Origin of the sequence: Tardiphaga sp. vice304, from assembly GCF_007018905.1 — a bacterium.
GTDB lineage: Bacteria > Pseudomonadota > Alphaproteobacteria > Rhizobiales > Xanthobacteraceae > Tardiphaga.
In genome coordinates this window covers 3272942-3292900 of record NZ_CP041402.1, presented here as the reverse complement: position 1 = coordinate 3292900, position 19959 = coordinate 3272942, and the positions used below count along the sequence as shown (strand labels likewise).

The 19959-nt window shown below is 64.8% G+C and carries 17 protein-coding genes; 11 read left to right on the top strand and 6 right to left on the bottom strand.

The genetic code is table 11. The features are described from left to right. Window positions 1–69: 69 nt before the first annotated feature. The 4 genes from argC to FNL56_RS15545 form a co-directional block, all read right to left on the bottom strand. A complete protein-coding gene (gene argC / locus FNL56_RS15560) occupies window positions 70–1047 on the bottom strand; it encodes an N-acetyl-gamma-glutamyl-phosphate reductase (protein ID WP_143573795.1) in 978 nt (325 codons plus the stop codon). Beyond that, entirely contained in the window at window positions 1047–1730 is a 684-nt protein-coding gene (locus tag FNL56_RS15555; RefSeq protein ID WP_143582129.1) for an FMN-binding negative transcriptional regulator, read from the bottom strand. The genes argC and FNL56_RS15555 overlap by 1 nt, the downstream gene beginning before the upstream one ends. Window positions 1731–1936: 206 nt before the next feature. After that, entirely contained in the window at window positions 1937–2926 is a 990-nt protein-coding gene (locus tag FNL56_RS15550) for an MBL fold metallo-hydrolase (RefSeq protein ID WP_143573791.1), read from the bottom strand. A 113-nt stretch (window positions 2927–3039) separates the two neighbouring features. Continuing rightward, the gene (locus FNL56_RS15545; protein ID WP_143573789.1) at window positions 3040–3570 is read right to left on the bottom strand and encodes a DedA family protein; all 531 of its coding nucleotides are present in this window, start codon (window positions 3568–3570) and stop codon (window positions 3040–3042) included. A gap of 327 nt (window positions 3571–3897) precedes the next feature. Here FNL56_RS15545 and parE point away from each other — a divergent pair, with 327 nt between their 5' ends. From parE to istB, 10 genes are all read left to right on the top strand, one after another. Then, window positions 3898–5943 carry a DNA topoisomerase IV subunit B gene (gene parE / locus FNL56_RS15540; RefSeq protein WP_143573787.1) on the top strand — a complete coding sequence of 682 codons (2046 nt, stop codon included), beginning with the start codon at window positions 3898–3900 and terminating at the stop codon, window positions 5941–5943. A 68-nt stretch (window positions 5944–6011) separates the two neighbouring features. Beyond that, window positions 6012–6206 (top strand): hypothetical protein, encoded by a 195-nt coding sequence (locus FNL56_RS15535; RefSeq protein WP_143573785.1) that lies wholly within the window; start codon window positions 6012–6014, stop codon window positions 6204–6206. Window positions 6207–6290: 84 nt separating this feature from the next. Continuing rightward, window positions 6291–7061 carry an SDR family NAD(P)-dependent oxidoreductase gene (locus tag FNL56_RS15530; protein ID WP_143577974.1) on the top strand — a complete coding sequence of 257 codons (771 nt, stop codon included), beginning with the start codon at window positions 6291–6293 and terminating at the stop codon, window positions 7059–7061. 217 nt (window positions 7062–7278) lie between these two features. Next, window positions 7279–11049, top strand: coding sequence for an autotransporter domain-containing protein (locus FNL56_RS15525; protein ID WP_143582128.1), 3771 nt, complete (start codon window positions 7279–7281; stop codon window positions 11047–11049). 274 nt (window positions 11050–11323) lie between these two features. Continuing rightward, window positions 11324–11647 (top strand): hypothetical protein, encoded by a 324-nt coding sequence (locus tag FNL56_RS15520; RefSeq protein WP_143573779.1) that lies wholly within the window; start codon window positions 11324–11326, stop codon window positions 11645–11647. 62 nt (window positions 11648–11709) lie between these two features. Further along, window positions 11710–12006: a hypothetical protein gene (locus FNL56_RS15515; protein ID WP_143582127.1), complete on the top strand. Its 297-nt coding sequence runs from the start codon at window positions 11710–11712 to the stop codon at window positions 12004–12006. Window positions 12007–12333: 327 nt separating this feature from the next. After that, window positions 12334–13914, top strand: coding sequence for a DEAD/DEAH box helicase (locus FNL56_RS15510; protein ID WP_143579022.1), 1581 nt, complete (start codon window positions 12334–12336; stop codon window positions 13912–13914). A gap of 121 nt (window positions 13915–14035) precedes the next feature. Next, window positions 14036–15103: a GGDEF domain-containing protein gene (locus FNL56_RS15505; protein WP_143582126.1), complete on the top strand. Its 1068-nt coding sequence runs from the start codon at window positions 14036–14038 to the stop codon at window positions 15101–15103. Window positions 15104–15363: 260 nt separating this feature from the next. Next, entirely contained in the window at window positions 15364–16872 is a 1509-nt protein-coding gene (gene istA, locus FNL56_RS15500; protein ID WP_143582125.1) for an IS21 family transposase, read from the top strand. Beyond that, a complete protein-coding gene (gene istB / locus FNL56_RS15495; RefSeq protein WP_143581761.1) occupies window positions 16869–17678 on the top strand; it encodes an IS21-like element helper ATPase IstB in 810 nt (269 codons plus the stop codon). The genes istA and istB overlap by 4 nt, the downstream gene beginning before the upstream one ends. A gap of 54 nt (window positions 17679–17732) precedes the next feature. Here istB and FNL56_RS15490 read toward each other — a convergent pair whose 3' ends face one another. Beyond that, entirely contained in the window at window positions 17733–18176 is a 444-nt protein-coding gene (locus FNL56_RS15490; protein WP_143582124.1) for a TfoX/Sxy family protein, read from the bottom strand. Window positions 18177–18506: 330 nt separating this feature from the next. On the opposite strand from FNL56_RS15490, the gene FNL56_RS15485 reads away from it, so the two are divergent. After that, window positions 18507–19433: an IS110 family transposase gene (locus tag FNL56_RS15485; RefSeq protein ID WP_143582549.1), complete on the top strand. Its 927-nt coding sequence runs from the start codon at window positions 18507–18509 to the stop codon at window positions 19431–19433. Between the two features lie 72 nt (window positions 19434–19505). Here FNL56_RS15485 and FNL56_RS15480 read toward each other — a convergent pair whose 3' ends face one another. After that, the gene (locus FNL56_RS15480) at window positions 19506–19907 is read right to left on the bottom strand and encodes a HesB/IscA family protein (RefSeq protein ID WP_441351230.1); all 402 of its coding nucleotides are present in this window, start codon (window positions 19905–19907) and stop codon (window positions 19506–19508) included. Window positions 19908–19959: the final 52 nt, after the last annotated feature.

Genomic DNA, 19959 nt, shown 5'->3' with positions numbered 1-19959 from the left:
CGCAGCGCAATCCGGGAACCAGCCTTCGTGACGGATGGGCCGGCCCCGGATTGTCATCCGGGCTACGGATCACTCCAGCCCGAGCATCAGCCGCATATTCTGCACCGCGGCGCCCGACGCGCCCTTGCCGAGATTGTCGAGCCGGGCGACCAGCACCGCCTGCCCCAGCGCGTCATTGGCAAACACATAGAGCTCCAGCCTGTTGGTCTCGTTGAGCGCCTCCGGCTCGATGCGGCCGTTCTTGATCGCCACGTCATCGAGCGGCATCACCACCACGTTGGCGCTGCCCGCATAGCGTTTCGCGAGCGCATCATGCAGCATTGCGCCGCTCGGCCTGCCGGGCAGCATGTCGAGGTGCAGCGGCACCGACACCAGCATGCCCTGCCGGAAATTGCCGACCGACGGCACGAAGATCGGCCGCCGCGCGAGATGCGAATAAAGCTGCGTTTCCGGCAGATGCTTGTGCTGCAGGTTGAGGCCATAGAGCTCGAAGGCCGGCGCCGAGCCGTCCTCATAGCTCTCGATCATCGACTTGCCGCCGCCGGAATAGCCGCTGACCGCGTTGACGGTCACCGGATGGTCGGCCGGGATCAGCCCGGCATCGACGAGCGGTCGCAGCAGCGCGATCGCGCCCGTCGGATAGCAGCCGGGGTTCGACACCTTCCGCGCCTGGCGGATCTTGTCGGCCTGATCCGGCGCCAGCTCGGCGAAACCATAGACCCAGTCCGGCGCGACGCGGTAGGCGGTCGAGGCGTCGAGTACCTTCGGCCCCTTGGCGCCCATGGCGTCGATCAGCGCCACCGTCTCTTTCGCAGCATCGTCGGGCAGGCACAGGATGACGAGGTCGACCTCCTCCATCAGCGCGCGCTTGGCGGCGACATCCTTGCGCTTGTCGGGATCGATGATCTTCACCGCAACATCGTTCTGGTGCGCCAGCCGCTCGCGGATGCCGAGCCCGGTGGTGCCGGCTGCGCCATCGACGAACACGGTCGGCGTCGCGAGGCGGGTGGCGGTGGCCGGAGCCGTCGTCTTCGTATCGCTGCTCATCACGTGGTTCCTTCCAGGGTCGGCATAGCATCCAATTGTGTCACTTCATCCGCGAACAGCACCGGTCGTAGCACGCGCATCTCGCTGGCCAGCTTTTGCGAAGCCGCATCCGGCTGCACCGACAGCGCGCCCGCCACCGCGGCATAGTCGGCGTCGGATTTGTGCTGGTTCAGCTTGAAGCTGCCCTCGACCTCGTCCACCGTCAGCACGACACCGACAATCGCCTTCTTCATCGCGTCCAACCGCCCGGCCGTCATCTTGCTCGAGCTCCATGGCGGCTTCGGCAACAGCCAGTCTTCGAATTTGCCGGACAGCGCGTCAAGGTGAGAACCCAGTTCATCGTCGCGAAGCCGCCGCACCGGCCCGGTCAGGTGGACCGCCTGATACAGCCAGGTCGGTACCTGGTCCGACGAGACATACCAGTCGGCGGAGACATAGGCATCGGCGCCGTTCACCGCCATCACCCACGGCGTCGCGCCGTCGGCCAGCCGGAGCAGCGGATTCTGCCACGCCATATGGAAGGCGAGACGCGGCGTGCCGTCGGCGCTGTAATCGAGCGCGAATGGCAGCGCCGAGGCGACCGGCTTGTCGCCATCCCACGCGCACGCCGTGCCGAAGCCGCGCGCGGCTGCAAACGCCAAGGCCGCGGCGCGGTCGGGCTTGAATCGGGGTGGCGTGTACATGGCGGCCTCCTGTCGGGTGAGGAGCCGTCGGATCGGGACTGCGGGGAGTGTCGAGCGATACCGCGGACCAAATCCGGCGGCAGGGGCGACGATCTAAACGCGAACGCCGTTAGCTGCCGCGAGGATGCGGCGGCGGCGGGCGATGATGGTCAACGCGTTGATCATGGGCGCGGTCATAAGACCGCGCCCGGATTTCGTCAAGACGATCAGATCACCGGGCTCCACGGCGCCGGCACCAGACGGTAGCCGCTGCCGTCCTTCTCGACGAAGCCGTTGGCGGGGAACGGATAGTGGAAGCCCTGCACCCGCATCCGGTCGGCGACCAGCATGTCGTAAACCTTGCGCCGCGTCGCCTCCGCCTGCGCCGGATCCTGGTCGAACATCAGGTGCCAGCCGGGATTGGCCACGAACAGCGACGGGTGGTTGGTAACGTCCGACTGGATGAAGACCTTGTCGGAGCCCGACGACAGCACATAGGAGGTGTGGCCCGGCGTGTGACCGACCGATGACACGGCCAGCAGGCCGGGTGCTACGTCCTTGCCCCACTCATAGGGCGTGACCTTCTTCTTCAAACCGGCCTCGAACACCCGGCGGATATTCTTGAACTGGTCGGCCATCCGGCCGGCCGACGCCCGGCTCATCTCGCCGTCGTCCATCCAGTATTTCCACTCCGCCGCCGGCACCAGCACTTCAGCGTTGGGGAACGCCGCCGTGCCGTCGGCGGTGACCAGGCCGTTGATGTGGTCGCCATGGAAATGCGAGATCACCACCATGTCGATCGCCTTGGCATCGAAGCCCGCAGCCGCCATGTTGCTGGCGAACTGCCCGACATTGCCCTTGCTGGAGGCGAAGGCGCCGGGGCCGTTGCCGGTGTCGATCACCACCAGCTTGCCGCCGGTGTTGATGACCAGCGGCGCGAAATGGATGGTCATCTTGTCCTTCGGCATGAAGGCCTTTTCGAGCGCGGCGTTTACTTCGTCCTTCTTGGCGTTGAGCACCAGCGTGTCGGCGAGCGGAAACGTGTTGGCGCCGTCGGAGATGGCGTTCACCTGGGCGTCGCCGATCTTGTAGCGATAGAAGCTCGGCGCCTGCTTGTCGGCGAGCGGCGCGGCAGCTCTCGCAGGCGCGGTCGGGAGCAGCGGTGAAGCGGCGAGCGCAGCAGCGCCGACCAGCGCGTGACGTCGTGACAGTTCCATGATGCAGACTCCGGTGATTCAAGGGGACGCGCGTGGTGGGCGCCATCGGTGGTATCAACAACGGCGCGACCGACTTATTCCGCGGCCGGTCCGTGCCGTCAATTGCGCCAGGCTCAGCCGCGTTGCAACATCAACCCCACGCCATGCGACATGGCGTCGCCGAACAACAACAGCACGCCCGACCACACCAGGGCCGACAGCACATTGGCTGCCTGGAAGCGCCAGTAAGGCATTTCGAAAATGCCGGCGGCCAGGGGCACCGAAGCCCGCAGCGGCCCCGAGAATCGCGCCAGGAAAATCCCCGGCACCCCCCATTTGTTGACGAACGCCTCGCCAAGCGGCAGCAAATTTGGGAATTTCGTCAGCGGCCACACATTGGCGACGCGGTGCTTGTAGTGGGCCCCGATCCAGTACGACAGCCAGTCGCCCAGCGCCGCCCCGATGCCGCCGGCCAGCCAGATCGGCCAGAAGCTGATGCCGCTGGCCCCGATCAGCGCGCCGATCGCCACCAAGGCGCCCCAGGCCGGTATCAGCAGCGAGACGAAGGCCAGCGACTCGCCGAACGCCAGCAACAGCACCACCGGGGCGGCCCAAGCTTGGTGCTGGCGCACGAAATCGATCAGCTCGTGCATCCAGCCTTCCATTCGAAATATTCCCTTCGCGGCCACCCCGCCTGCACGGCAGTACCGCTTAACTTCTGAATGTGAATCCCCATATGAGACGTAGACGGCGGCCCCGATCACAGCAAGTCACATCGCCCACGGCGCGACGCCCTGCCTAGGGACTGGCGGAATGCGACAGCTCCAACGCCTGCTTCCGGGCAAACACGACGGCCGGCGTGACCGTCGGCGGCACCACCCGCCGCGATCCGGTCTCCCAGACTGGTCACATTGGCAACGTAACCGTGGCATAGTTACGGAGCCGATTCGCCAAATGGCGCTCCCGAACGATGAGTCAAGACCTTAACAAACATGTCGAAGCCCTTGAAATCGAATGCTAAAGTGGACCTGTTTGGCGCCGACGCGCCGAAGGCCGCAGCCCCCGCGAAGCCGGCGCCCCGCGCTACATCGGCCGAGGACGGGTATACCGCCGCCGACATCGAGGTGCTCGAAGGTCTGGAGCCGGTGCGGCGCCGGCCCGGCATGTATATCGGCGGCACCGACGAAAAGGCGCTGCACCATCTGTTCGCCGAAGTGATCGACAACTCGATGGACGAGGCACTGGCAGGCCATGCCTCCTTCATCGAAGTGGAACTGGCGGCGGACGGTTACCTCACCGTTTCCGACAATGGTCGCGGCATCCCGATCGACCCGCATCCCAAATTTCCGAAAAAGTCGGCGCTCGAAGTCATCATGTGCACGCTGCATGCCGGCGGAAAGTTCGACTCCAAGGTCTACGAGACCTCCGGCGGCCTGCACGGCGTTGGCGTCTCCGTGGTCAATGCGTTGTCCTCGCTTTGCGAGGTCGAGGTCGCGCGCAACCAGCAGCTTTACAAGATGACCTTCGCTCGCGGCATCCCGCAGGGCAAACTGCAAGACCTCGGCAAGATCCATAACCGCCGTGGCACCCGCATCCGCTTCAAGCCCGACACCGAGATCTTTGGCGACAAGGCGGCCTTCAAGCCGCAGCGCCTGTTCAAGATGGCGCGCTCCAAGGCGTACCTGTTCGGCGGCGTCAAAATCCGCTGGAAGTGCGACCCCGAACTTCTCAAGGGCGTCTCCGACGTCCCGGCCGAGGACGAATTCCACTTCCCCGGCGGCCTCAAGGACTTTCTGGGCGCCGCGATCCACAATGATACGCTGGTGCATCCCGACATCTTCTCCGGCAAGTCCGGCCGCAACGGCGCGCATGGCGCCTGCGAATGGGCGGTGGCCTGGACCGCGGATGCCGACGGCTTCATGTCGTCCTACACCAACACCGTGCCGACGCCGGACGGCGGCACCCATGAGGCCGGCATGCGCAGCGCGCTGCTGCGCGGGCTGAAGGACCACGCCGAGCGCGTCGGCCAGGGCAAGCGCTCCGGCTCGATCACCTCGGAAGACGTCATGGTCGGCGCCGCCGTGATGCTGTCGGTGTTCGTGCGCGAGCCGGAATTCCAGGGCCAGACCAAGGACCGCCTCGCCACCGCCGAAGCGCAGAAGATCGTCGAACAGGCGATCAAGGACCCGTTCGACCACTGGCTGTCCGGAAATCCCGTGCAGGCCAACAAGCTGCTGGAATTCGTGCTGGAGCGCGCCGACGAGCGGCTGCGCCGCCGCGCCGAAAAGGAAACCTCCCGCAAGACCGCGGTGAAGAAGCTGCGGCTGCCCGGCAAGCTCGCCGACTGCACCAATACCGCCACCGAAGGCTCCGAACTGTTCCTGGTCGAGGGCGATTCCGCTGGCGGCAGCGCCAAGCAGGCGCGCGACCGCAAGACCCAAGCCATTCTCCCCCTGCGCGGCAAAATCCTCAACGTGGCCTCCGCCACCAAGGACAAGATCACCGCCAACGCGCAGATCTCCGACCTGTTGCAGGCGATCGGCTGCGGCACCGGCGCGCAGTATCGCGAAGAGGATTTGCGCTACTCCCGCATCATCATCATGACCGACGCCGACGTTGATGGCGCCCATATCGCGTCCCTGCTGATCACCTTCTTCTACCGCCAGACGCCGAAGCTGATCGACGAGGGCCATCTGTATCTGGCCGTGCCGCCGCTCTACCGCATGACGCATGGCAGCAAGACCATCTACGCCCGCGACGAAGCGCATCGCGACGCGCTGCTGAAGAGCGAATTCAACGCCAATGCCAAGGTCGATATCGGCCGCTTCAAAGGCCTTGGCGAGATGATGCCCGCACAGCTCAAGGAAACCACGATGGACCCGGCCAGGCGCACCATGCTGCGCGTCAACCTGGCCGACATCGATCGTGACGGCACCGCGGATTCCGTCGAGCGCCTGATGGGCACCAAGGCCGACGCCCGCTTCGCCTTCATCACCGACAAGGCCGAATTCGCCAGCGACGATCTGCTGGACGTGTAGCAGGAGGATGGCCCGATATCGGCATGGCAGGAAGTGAAACTACCTGCGCCAGTGCCCGTATCTCACCCATGCGCATCCCATTCCTCACCCTCGGGCTTCTCGCCCTGTTCGTCGGCTTGCTCTGGATCGGCCAGGGCACCGGGCTGATCGCCTGGCCACGGTCGAGTTTCATGATCAGCCAGATGCAGTGGGCCTATTACGGTGCTGCGCTGGCGGCATTGGGCATCGGCCTGATGGTGCTGGCTCGACGACCGCCGGCCTGACGCCCCCTTCCCCCGGCTCCCTACTCTTGCGATGATGCCGGCTACGCGCGCGGCAGAACGCGCGACAGCATCGGGGACGAAATCATGACCAGCCAACTGTTTGATCTGGCCGGCCGCGTGGCGGTCGTCACCGGCGGAAATGGCGGCATCGGGCTTGGCATGGCGCGTGGCCTCGCCGCCGCAGGCGCTGCCATCGCCATCGTCGGCCGTAACGAAGCCAAGTCGAACGCCGCAGTCGCTGAACTTGCAGCGATCGGCGCCAGGGCGATCGCCATCACCGCTGACGTCACCGATCAGGCCGAGGTCGAAGCCATGGTCGCCCATGTGCTGGAGGCCTTCGGCCGGCTCGACATCCTCGTCAACAACGCCGGCATCAACATCCGCAAACCGCCGCACGAACTGGCGCTGGCGGACTGGCGCCAGGTGCTCGATACCAACCTGACCAGCGCCTTCCTGTGCTCGCAGGCGGCGCATAGCGCCATGAAACAGGACGGTGGCGGCAAGGTGATCAACATCGGCTCGATGATGTCGATTTTCGGCGCCAGCTATTCGCCGGCCTATGCCGCCAGCAAGGGCGGCATCGTGCAGTTCACGCGGTCCTGCGCGGTGGCATGGGCGCCCGACGGCATTCAGGTCAATGCGATCCTGCCGGGCTGGATCGACACCGAACTGACGCAGAATGCGCGCCGCGAGGTCGACGGCCTGCATGACAAGGTGCTGGTCCGCACGCCCGCCGCGCGCTGGGGCGCCGCCGACGATTTCGCCGGGATCGCCGTATTCCTCGCCTCCGCCGCGTCGGACTTCGTCACCGGGACGGCGATTCCGGTCGATGGCGGCTTCTCGGTGATGGGGTAGCACCCTAACCACCATCATCTCGATCGAACAGCCGGCTCGTTCCGCGACGCTCTGCTGACGCCAGCGTGGGCGGCCGCTTCAGCGCCCCGGCTGTGTCGGACTCGCAACACATCTCGATCTTGAACGCCTCCAGACGAATGTCGGAGCGTTCTCGCGTTGCCATCTCCCATTACCACCTGTAGTTTTAAACTTGAAGGCGGAACGGTACCGAAGGCACATGACCTTTAGCTGGGGGAGACTGCGAAACACAGGCCCGACCTGGGGCGCGTTGGCTCTTGCCGTTGCCGTGGTGGCAGCCGGCAGTTCACCGGCGGAGGCCGTCTGCACGCCCGCCGCTTCCAGCGCCATCATCGCTACCTGCTCGGGCTCCACCATTAACCAGGGCGGCGGCACCAGCAACAACAGCGACAACGTTCTCTATTTCGGTTACGGGACCGGGATCGAAACCGGTATCACCGTCAATGTGCTCGGCGGGTCCGGAAACTCCGTCGAGGGAACGAGCGTCGGCCTGGCGTTCGGCGACGCCACGATCAACGTCGGTGCCGGGGCTAACGTGATCGGCAACACCGCGATCCGGACCTTTTCGGGCGATGCGTTCGTCACCAATTGGGGGACGCTTACCGGCGGGGACGATGGTATCGCAGCCAGCGGCGCGGCCATTGTCACCAATGAGGGCACCATCTTCGGCGGCCGCTACGGCATCTCTGCCATCGGCGGCGGCTCGTCGGTGTTCAACGCAGGCACCATCTCCGGCGGCAGCGCAGCGATCCGCTTCGGCGGGTCCGGCAACACACTGACGCTGGCGCCGGGCTCGATCATCACCGGCGATGTCCTGGGCACCGGCAACGACACGTTCCAGTTCGGCGGGACCGGCAGCGGCGCGTTCGATATGGCGCAGTTCGGGACGCAGTACAACGCATTCGGCACGATCAACAAGATCGGCAGCTCGACGTGGACGTTGACCGGCTCGGCGAGCGGGTTTACGGGCCCGGTCAACATCAACCAGGGCACGCTATCGATCTCCAACCTCGACGCGGGAAATTTCGATTCGCTCGGCTATGGCATTGTGACCATGGCCGGCGGCACCCTGCGGACCACCGCCACCGGCACGCTGGTCAACGATCTCATCTTTGCACCGGGCGCCAGCACCCTCGCTGCGGCGACCGGCACGACGCTGACGATCGGCACCAAGACCAGCAATTTCATGCTGGACGCCGGCGCCACGGCGGTGTTCGGCACGCCGACCGACGCCGGCACGATCCTGTTCAGCGGCTCGTTCTTCAGCCCGTCGGTCAATACGAGCTCCGCCGTGGTCGTCGCCGGCGGCACGTTGCGGGATTACCAGTCCGGTCTGTGGCAATTACTGTTCGGAACCGGATCGGTCACCGTCAATTCGGGCGCCACGCTCGATTATGCCGACGCGCCCCTGCAGATCATCAACAACCTGAGCGGCGCCGGCACGGTCGATACCGGCGCCACGGGCAGCAACCAGCTGGTGTTGCTGGGCGACCCCGGCCGTACCAATCTGTTCTCCGGCGTTATCGCCGGATCGCATCCGGTGCAGATCGACGGCGGAAGATACATCTTTTCCGGAGCCAACACCTACAGCGGCAATACTTTCATCTGCTCTTGCGCAACCTTGCAGATCGGCAATGGAGGCACCACCGGCTCGATCGTGAGCAGCTTCGTCCTCAACGGCGGCGAACTCACCTTCGATCGCTCCAACACCTATGTGTTCGGCGGCATGATCGTGGACTTCGGCCCCGACGCCGGTCATGTGACCCAGGCAGGCACCGGCACCACGGTGCTCACCGCCGACAACACCTATACCGGCGGCACCACGATCAGCGCCGGCACCCTGCAGCTTGGCAATGGCGGCACCACGGGCGCAATCCTCGGTGACGTCGTCAATAACGGTACGCTGACATTCAACCGCAGCGATGCGTTCGCTTTCAACGGAAGCATCTCGGGCACCGGCGGCATCGCCAAGCTCGGCAGCAATGATGTCACCCTCGGCGGCAGCAACGCCCTTACCGGTGCGATCGACGTGTCCGGCGGCCGGCTGATCGCCGGCAGCGCCACCGCGTTCGGTACGCCGGGTGCCGTCAGTATTGCCGCCGGCGCGACCATCGACCTCAACAATTTCGACGCGACCTTCGGCTCGCTCAGCGGCGCCGGCACCGCGGCGCTGGGATCGGCAACGCTGACCACCGGCGGCAGCAACGCCAGCACGGTTTTCTCCGGCGCCATCACCGGCAGCGGCGGCCTGACCAAGGTCGGCACCGGCAATCTGAACCTGACCGGTATCAGCAACTATAGCGGGCCGACCGCGGTGAATGGCGGCACGCTCAGCGTCAACGGAGCGATCGGTTCGGCGGTCACGGTCAACACCGGCGGCACGCTCGGCGGCAATGGCACGGTCGGCAGCACCACGCTCAACGGCGGCACACTGTCGCCGGGCAATTCGATCGGCCAGCTCACCGTGCAAGGCAACCTCGTCTTCACGGCGGCCTCGACCTACATGGTCGAGGTTGCCGCCGCCGCCGCTGACCGGACCAACGTCACGGGCACCGCGACGCTCGGTGGCGCCACGGTGATCGCCAACTTCGTTTCCGGGACCTATGTCGTGCGGCAATACACCCTCATCAATGCTGCTGGCGGTGTGCTCGGAACGTTTGGCAACCAGGTGACCACCAATCTGCCGGGCAGCTTCAAGACCAGCCTTTCGACCGACACCAACAATGCCTACCTCAACCTGACGCTGGACTTCACGCCGACGCGCAACGGCGGGCTCAATGTCAACCAGACCCGTGTCGCCAATGCGCTGACTGGCTTCTTCGATCGCACCGGCGGAATTCCGTTGGTGTTCGGCGGCCTGTCGCCGGCCGGCCTGACGCAGGTCTCCGGCGAGCCCGCGGTGGCTGCGCAGCAGTCGACCTTCGAGGCGATGAACCTGTTCCTCGGCCTGATCAGCGACCCTTTCATTGCCGGCCGCGGCGATGGCCCGTCGCGTAACGGGTCCGCCTCGGCTTTCGCCATGGAGCCACAGGCCTATGTTGCAAGCGGCCGCAAACGCCCGGCGTCCGAACACGACGCCTATCGGCTGATGACCAAGGCCCCGCTGCCCGCCTTCACACCAGGCTGGAGCGTTTGGACGTCCGGATTCGGCGGCGCACAGACCACCGACGGCAACGTCGGGCTCGGCTCCAACACCACCACCAGCCGGCTCGCCGCCGGCGCGGTCGGCGCCGATTTCCGCTTCTCGCCGGACACGCTGGCCGGCTTCGCCATGGCGGGCGGCGGCAGCACCTTCAATATCAACGGCCTGGGCGGGGGGCGATCCGACCTATTCCAGGCGGGGGGCTTCATCCGTCACAATTCCGGCCCGGCCTACCTCACCGCCGCCGCCGCCTATGGCTGGCAGGACGTCACCACGGAGCGCTCGCCGGTCGGCGCAGGCCCGGCCCAGCTTCGTGCGCAGTTCGACGTCAATTCCTGGTCCGGACGCGTCGAGGCCGGCCGCCGCTTCGCGCCGCCTTGGGCCGGGCCTTCGGCGGGCGTCACGCCCTATGCTGCAGGCCAGTTCACCACCTACGACGCCCCCGCTTATAGCGAACAGAGCGTCGCCAGCGGCGGCATGTTCGCGCTGAACTATCAAGCCGCGAGTGTCACCGCGGCCCGCTCCGAACTCGGCCTGCGCACCGACGCGTCATGGGCTGTGAGCGACGCGCGCCTCACCTTGCGCGGCCGCGCCGCCTGGGCACACAATTACACCACCGATCGGGCTTTGACGGCGACGTTCCAGTCGTTGCCCGGCGCAAGCTTCATCGTCAACGGCGCTGCACCCGCGCGCGATGCCGCCCTCACCACCGCCGCCGCCGAGATTAAATTCTCCACCGGCATCGCCATTGCCGCAATCTTCGAAAGCGAGTTCTCCGAAGCAACCCGCTCCTACGCCGGCAAAGGCGTGGTGCGTTACGCTTGGTAGCCCGGCGGTTACAAACAGTTCGATCGGCGCTCTGGCCCAATGAGACTTGAACTTGGGACTTGGGACGCGGGGAGATGGCGCGTGACGGCCAAAACGGTAAGGTTTCCCGTGGTTGCTGGCCCAGCCGCGTCGGACTTCGTCACCGGCACGGCGATTCCGGTGGATGGCGGTTTTTCGGTGATGGGGTAACGACTTTGCACGCGGACTCTGCCATCAAATTGTCCGTAATCCGGCGTCAAGCAGCCGGCACGTTGCCACCACCGAGGAGACGACTTTGAAACTCATCTTGCTGACAGCCGCGCTGCTGATTCCGGCCTCCGCCGGCCTGGCGCAGGATGCCGCGCCGTCTCCGTCGCAAGCCCCGGCTGTCCGTGCCGCCCCGCCCGCGATGCGCAAGCCGGCTCCGGTCAACGCCGCTGCGCCAGCGCCGAAAGCACCCTCCATCACGGAGATCAGCCAGATTGACGGCATCCGCCAGGTCGATGCGGCAACCTATGAGATCGATGGCAAGTCACCGAACGGCACGATGGTGATGCTACGCATGAACGCCTTCGTGATGCAGGATCTCGGTCGACGGCTGGGCACCTTCGGGCCCTGATGCCCCCATCACGCAAGCGATTCCGCAGAGCCATCGGCATCTCAAAACCGAAGTGACTTTCCATGCACAAGACCATCGCCCTCGCCGCCCTGTTTTGCGCGTCAACCGCCGCCGCACAGCAGCCGACGCCACGGGGCGCCCCGATCGCTTCGATCAATGACGGCCTGATCAAATGCCTGTCGATTCCGGACGGGACCAAAGCGCGGCTGGATTGCTACGACGCCGTGATTGCGCCCTTGTCGAAGACCAAGCCCACATCGAGGGACGTCGCGGCCTGCCGGTACTATACCGAGCAGGACCAGCGGCTGGCCTGCTTCGACGACTTCGCACACAGCATCCCGCAATATTCAAGGCGCTGATCGCCCGCCGACAGCGCGGGACGTGCCGAACAGCCGTCACTTCCCCTGAAACGCCGCCATTTTCGCCCCGGATGGCGTTTCCCGCATTGACTTTGGCCCATTCCCGCCTATCTTCCGCTGCGACGCGGCCCGGTATCGAAACGCGATACCTCGAGTAAGCCGCCTGTCTGCGCCCTTTGATTCCCCGTGCATTTTAGCGTGCCGCTCCGGGGTAAAGCGCGACAGTGTTTTCCGTGAATCCAAGCGGCGGTTTCTTCCAGAGGCATGGTCCCGAAAAGAGGTCTTTCCGGTTTTCGGCAGAGATCATGCCCCCATAACAGAGGCTCAATGTCCTTTTCCCATCTCGGCCTGTCCGACAAGGTTCTCGCCGCCGTCGCGGCCACCGGCTACACCACGCCCACCCCGATCCAGGAACAGGCGATCCCCCATGTGCTCGCACGCAAAGACGTGCTCGGCATCGCCCAGACCGGCACCGGCAAGACCGCGGCCTTCGTCCTTCCCATGATGACCATGCTGGAAAAGGGCCGCGCCCGCGCCCGGATGCCACGCACCCTCATCCTCGAACCGACCCGCGAGCTCGCGGCCCAGGTCAAGGAGCAGTTCGACAAATACGGCGTTGGCCAGAAGCTCAATGTCGCGCTCCTGATCGGCGGCGTCTCGTTCGGCGACCAGGACACCAAGCTGACCCGCGGCGTCGACGTGCTGATCGCCACCCCTGGCCGGCTGCTCGACCACACCGAACGCGGCGGCCTGCTGCTGACCGGCGTCGAATTGCTGGTGATCGACGAAGCCGACCGCATGCTCGACATGGGCTTCATCCCGGACATCGAGCGGATCTGCAAGCTGGTGCCGTTCACCCGCCAGACGCTATTCTTCACCGCGACGATGCCGACCGAAATCCGCCGCATCACCGAAACCTTCCTGCACAACCCGGTGAAGATCGAGGTCTCCAAGCCGGCCTCCACCGCGATCACCGTGACCCAGTCACAGGTCGCTGTTGGCCGCGAGCCGCACGAGAAGCGCGAAGCGCTGCGCGCCCTGATGCGCGACGCCACCGACCTCAACAATGCGATCATCTTCTGCAACCGCAAGCGTGAAGTGGCGCTGCTCGCCAAGTCGCTCGAGAAGCATGGTTTCAGCGTCGGCGCGCTGCATGGCGACATGGAGCAATCGGCCCGCACCGCAGCCCTCGACCAGTTCCGCAAGGGCGAGCTGCCGATCCTGGTGGCCTCCGACGTCGCCGCCCGCGGCCTCGACATTCCCGCCGTCAGCCACGTCTTCAATTTCGACGTCCCGCATCATCCCGATGATTACGTCCATCGCATCGGCCGCACCGGCCGCGCCGGACGCTTGGGCACTGCGATCTCGCTGGTCGCCCCTTCCGACGTCAAGTCGATGGCCGCGATCGAGAAACTGATCGGCCAGCCGATCCCGAAGGCCGAGAGCGGCGTCAGCATCAATGAGCCCGTCGACGGTCCGATCGCCAGCGAAGCCTCATCCGCCGAGCCGGCCCGTCCCGCTCGCCAGCGCACCGGCAACCGCGAAGCCAATGCCGAGCAGCCGCGCAGCGCCGGCCGGGGCCGCGACCACGCCCGTGGCGGCAAGCGCGAAGGTTCGGGCAACCGGGAAGCCGCTGCGAAGCGCGAACCGTCGGGCGAGCGCAAGCCGCGCCGCGAGCGCGAACCGCGCCGGTCGGAGGCCGGCGAACGCGAGATCCGCCCCGCCGCCGCGGTGCAATCAAGGATTGCGGAACCTTCTTTTACCGCTCCAGTGCCACCGGCGCCGTCGCGTACTCCTTCCATCGGCCGTGCCGAGGCGCCGCGTTCGCGTCGAGAGGAGGCGGCTGAACCGGCCGATCACTCGCATCTCCCGGCCTTCCTGCTGCGCCCCGTCCGGGCTCGCGTCTAAGTAGAGTTGCACCCTCGTTTACCGGTCCTTCATCCCCGTCGCCTACTCTGAATGCGTATTTTAATTAAAGCGCATTTGTACATTTCGGCAATGTCGCCGATAGGCGACGGGGGCACAGAACGTGACCGCTATAACGGATGATCAGGAACGGACCCTCGGTTTCGCCGACATCGCGCTCGGCCAGATCAAGTCGCTCCGTCAATTGGCGATCCCGCGCAATTACGAGATCTGGTACGTCTATGCGACGGGCTACAATTCGTCGCTGAACCGCGTGATCAACGAGACGCTGGCACGCAACGGCTGCCTGACCGAGGTCGATCTCGACCAGATTCACGACACCTATTTATCGCAGCTCCGCAGCACCGACCGCATCGATCACGTCGGCGCCCGCGTTATCAGCGAAATCGATGACGTCATGGCGCTGATCAACGACGCCCTTGGCCTGACCGAAAGCTTTGGCGCGACGCTGCAGGGGGCCAGCGAAACGGTGTCCCTGGCCAAGGACCGGGACCAGTTGAAGGCGGTGATCGAGGGCCTGGTGAAGTCCACGCGCGAGACCCGCGACGCCAACAAGGCGCTGGAAGAGCGGCTCAACTCCTCCAAGAGCGAAGTCTCGAACCTGCAGAAGAACCTGGAAGCGATCCGGGCCGAGACCCTGAACGATCCGCTCACGGGCCTTGGCAACCGCAAATATATCGACCGCGCCCTGTCTTCCATGATTGCGATCTCGCATCAGCAGAAGGAGCCGCTGTCGCTCCTGATGCTCGACATCGACCATTTCAAATCCTTCAACGACAATTACGGCCACCTCACCGGCGACCAGGTGCTGCGCCTGGTCGGCCAGTCGCTGAAGCAGACCATCAAGGGCGCCGATATAACGGCGCGCTATGGCGGCGAGGAATTCGCCGTCGTGCTGCCCAATACATCGCTGCGCCAGGCCCTGACCGTGGCCGACCATATTCGCCGCGCGGTGATGTCGAAGGAACTGAAGAAAAAATCGACCGGCGAAATCCTTGGTCGCGTCACCATCTCGATCGGCGTCTCGCTGCTTCGGGAAGGCGATGAAATGGACTGCCTGATCGGGCGCGCCGACGCCTGCCTCTACGCCGCCAAACGCAACGGCCGCAATCGCGTGATCTGTGAAGTCGATCCGGAATATTCGGCGGAGATACAGGTGCAGGTGGCTTAGGCGCTGAGCCCTCGATCTAACTCGAGGATTTGCGCGTCTTCGCCTTCTTGGCCTTCTTCGCAACCTCCCCCTGTAGCGCGACAATCAGGATGAGAATCCCGCGACAATCAGGATGAGAATGCGCCGCTGCTGGGTTGACGAAGGGAGGGCGTAGCCCGACCGGAGGCAGCCCAGCAGCGGCGTGTCGCCCGAACGGGCCTCATTTGGCGGTAACGGCGGCTGGTCAAAGATCGGGTTTCTCCTTTGAGAGGACCAATTCTTTGGCCGGCCGGCATGTCACCGATCAACAAATGAGGCTTTTCATGAGCTTGCGTCGCAACCATTCGCCAGCCGTCGCCGCTGCAAAGGCTGGTTTCAGCACCTCCGCCGCCTACCGGTTCGAAAAGGATCCCCGACTTCCCACCCAGAAGAAGTCGCCCCGCGAACGCCGCCGCGCTGATCCATTTGCCGATCTTTGGGAGAACGACATCCTCCCGATGCTGAACGCCGCCCCAGGCTTACGGCCGATCGCCGTGTTCGAGGAACTATGCCGCCGACATCCGGAGCTGGGTTCTGGAACGCGGCGGACGCTCGAGCGGCGCATTCGGGCATGGCGGGCGGTGAACGGGCCGGATCGGGAGGTGATCTTCCGTCAGGAACATCCGCCGGGTCGCATGGGGTTGTCGGACTTCACCGAGGTCGCCGATCTCGGCGTCACCATTGCGGGCCAGTTGCTGGACTGCCGGCTCTATCACTTCCGGCTGCCTTTCTCCGGCTTCGAACACGCCCACGTCGTGCTCGGTGGCGAAAGCTTTGTCGCGCTGGCGGAAGGCTTGCAGAACGCGCTGTGGTCGCTGGGCGGGGTTCCGGAGCAGCACCGCAGCGACAGCCTGTCGGCCGCGTTCCGCAATCTCGGAGCCGATGCCAAGGAGGATTTGACGACGCGCTATGAGGCGTTCTGCGGCCATTACGGCATGACGCCGACCCGCAACAATCCCGGCGTATCGCATGAGAACGGCTCGATCGAAAGTGCGCATGGCCATCTCAAGAGAGCGCTGGCCGATGCCCTGCTGCTGCGTGCCTCACGCGACTTCGACGATCTTGCGGCCTGGCGGGGTTTTGTCGACGAGATCGTTGGCCGCGGCAACGCGCGCAATGCCAAGCGTATCGATCAGGAGCGGACGGCGCTGAAGAAACTGCCGGTGCGCAAGACCGCCGATTATGAGGAGGTCAACGTCGACGTCACGACCTCCAGCGCCTTCACGTTGCGCAAGGTGTTTTACTCGGTCCCATCCCGCCTGATCGGTCACCGGCTGCGCGTACGTCTTTATGACGACCGGCTCGAATGCTTCCAGGGCGCCACGCACATCATCACCTTGCGACGCGGGCGAACCCAGCCCAACGGCAAACACGGCCACGTCATCGACTATCGTCACGTCATCCATTCGCTGCGCCGCAAACCGATGGCGCTGCTCAATCTGGTCTATCGCGACCAGTTGTTCCCCCGCCGCGTTTACGCTCGTGCGTTCGACGCCTTGCTCGCCGGCATTGGCGAAAGACCAGCCTGCCGTGCCATGGTCGGGCTTCTGGCGCTCGCACATGAACGGGCCTGCGAGGCGGAGCTCGGTGCCGTGCTGCAAGCCACGCTCGACGACGGCATCCTGCCGGATCTCAAGGCGCTGATCGAACGCTTCCGACCGAAGGGCATGGCACTACCGGTCGTCGTCGTCACGCTGCCCTCGCTCGCTATCTACGACCAGATTGCCGCGGCTGTGGGAGAAGCCGCATGAACGCGACCGTCAAGATCGACGCCGCCCGTGTCGAATTGCTGCTCAGCGAACTGCGTCTGCCCGGCATCAAGCTGATCTGGGCCGCCCTGGCGGAAACCGCCGATAAGGAAGGCTGGCCCGCCGCACGCTTTTTGGCCGCGCTGGCTGAACAGGAGATGGTGGAGCGAAACCGTCGTCGCTTCGAACGTCATCTGGATGAAGCCCGCCTGCCGCCGGGCAAGACCCTCGCTGCATTCGACTTCGATGCAGTGCCGATGATCTCAAAGGCGCAGGTGCAGGCTCTCGCCGCCGGTGACGCCTGGCTCGACAAGGGCGCCAATCTGTTGTGTTTTGGTCCCCCTGGCGGCGGCAAATCGCATCTGGCAGCGGCGCTCGGCATGGCCCTGATCGAAAACGGTTGGCGCGTGTTGTTCACCAGAACCACCGATCTCGTGCAAAAGCTCCAGATCGCGCGCCGCGATCTCACGCTTGAAGCGGCGATCGCCAAACTCGACAAATATCACCTGCTGATCCTCGACGATCTGGCCTATGTGACCAAGGATCAAGCGGAGACCAGCGTTCTGTTCGAGTTGATCAGCGCTCGCTACGAACGCCGCTCGATGCTGATCACCGCCAATCAGCCATTCGGTGAATGGGGAAAAATCTTCCCGGATCAAGCTATGACCCTCGCGGCGATCGACCGCCTCGTCCATCACGCCACGATCCTCGAAATGAATGTCGACAGCTATCGCCGGAAAGAGGCTCTCGACAAGGCTCGTGGAGCCGGACGACCGCCAACGCGCGCGACAATCAAAGCGTCATCCTGATTGTCGCTCCACGACAATCAACTCTACAGCACGCGATTATCGCTTGCGTTATCGTCAGGCCGCGACAATCATCCCCACGCCGCGACCGCTAAATTGCCATCCTGATTGTCGCGCTTCCCATCCAGATTGACGCGCTACATCCCCCTTAACCGCCACTTTGCGCACCCTGTTCCGCTTCACCCGCGCCGCGCGCTCCGCGGCGACGTGGGCCGTCCGCGCCCATTCGGTGACTTCATCAGGCTCGTCGTACAATCGCTCCGGCAATTGCCAGTACGAGCCGATGGTTCGCACCTTGCCCTTCATTTCGTAGCTGAACGGCCCGCAGCCCTCCGCCTCGAAGCGCGGAATGCTGTTCTCGTCGGCACGCAGATAGATGGCGTCGCGCAACACAAGCGCGAAGTTCACGTCGTCAGCGGACACGCCGTAGCCGGAGAACATCCGGCGTATCACGACCGGCCCGAAGCCGGCGAACAGCTCGATGAGGAAATCGCGGTCCATGAGGGAAGTGTAGGATGCCGTTGGCGATCGAGGAAGCGATCAACCCGAATGTCGTCCCGGCAAGCGAGCTTGCGAGCGCAAGCCGGGATCCATAGCGTCTGTCTGGTCGGTGAAGCGTCGTAGCCTAATCCTGTGCGATCAACAGGCTCGGAGTGTATGGGTCCCTGTGTAGTCAGGATCTGTCATGATGGGGTGCGGGCGGTATGCCGTTGGGTCCCAGGTCGAGAAGACCGTGATCCGGCTCGGCACCCGCCCGCTTCGCTAATACCCACACCTGAACAGTTGATCGAGGCCGTCTGCGGCGGACCTCGCAGCACAGGGACAGGCCCCATGAAGATACATCCTGGCTTCGTTGGAATCGATATCTCGAAGGATTTTCTTGATGTGTACGACGGCAGCGTCGGCGCGGTCCGCCGCGTCGATAACGGCCCGGAAGCGATCGAAGGCTTGCTCGCCGGGTGGTCCAGCAGCGACGTATTCGTGCTGTTCGAGGCCACAGGCCGTTACGACAAGGCACTGCGCCACGCCTTGGGCGCCGCCGGCATCGCCTTTGCCCGGGTCAATCCGGCTCGCGCCCGCGATTTCGCCCGCGCCGCGGGCTTCCTCGCCAAGACCGACGCCATCGATGCGCGGATGCTGGCCGCCATGGCGCAGTGCCTGCGCCCCGGCGCCGATGGCATGGCCGATCCAGCACGCGAGCAGTTGGCCGAGTTGCACAAGCGCCGCGACCAGCTCGTTGCCTTCCGCAAGCAGGAACGCACCCGTCTCAAGGGCGCCAAGGATCTGGCCGCGAGCCTCTCGGCCCACATCGCCTGGCTCGATGCGGAGGTCCGGAACTTCGACCGGCAGATCGCCACCCTGATCGCACAGCAGCAGGCGTTGCATAATGCCCGGCGCCTGATGCAGTCGGTGCCGGGCATCGGCCCGGTGTGCTCGGCCACGTTGCTGGCGTTGATGCCCGAGCTTGGCTCACGCTCGCCCAAGACCATCGCGGCCTTGGCGGGACTGGCGCCATTCAACACCGACAGCGGCAAGTTTCGCGGTACCCGGCGGATTCACGGCGGCCGGCGCAGGGTTCGCGAAGCACTCTACATGGCGGCAGTGTCTGTCACCCGGACGAGATCGCGCTTCGCACAGACCTACCAGGCGCTGCGAAAAGCCGGGAAGCCGGCCAAGGTCGCTCTCATTGCCGTAGCCAGAAAACTGCTGCTCACCCTCAACGCCATCATCAGGGAACAACAGCCCTTCCGCGCGTGATGGGCAAATTACAGTTGCCGAATCGGCGTTCGCTTCGCGAACTTGTCCGGGACGACATACGGAGAGTGCTTCTCAATCCAGCTTGGCCGCCGTCAGTTGCACCGACTCGCCGCAGCCGCAGGCGCCGGTCTGGTTGGGATTGTTGAAGATGAACTGCGACTGCATCTTGTCGGACTTGTAGTCCATCTCGGTGCCGAGCAGGAACAGCACCGCCTTCGGCTCGACCAGGATCTTGACGCCCTTGTCCTCGACCACTTCGTCGGTGGCGCGGATGTCGTGGGCGTATTCCACCGTGTAGGACTGCCCGGCACAGCCGCCATTCTTGATGCCGACACGCAGGCCGACGATTTCGGAATCGGCGCGTTTCGTCAGTTCCTGGATCCGGGTCGCCGCGGCATCGGTGAGCCGCATCACCTGCGGGCGAGGACGGGGCTTGGGCTTCGCACTGGGTGTTGTGGGGGTCATGTTGGTCATGTGTTCAGTCCTTACGGCCCTTCAAGGCCGCCATTGCCGTCTCACGCAAACG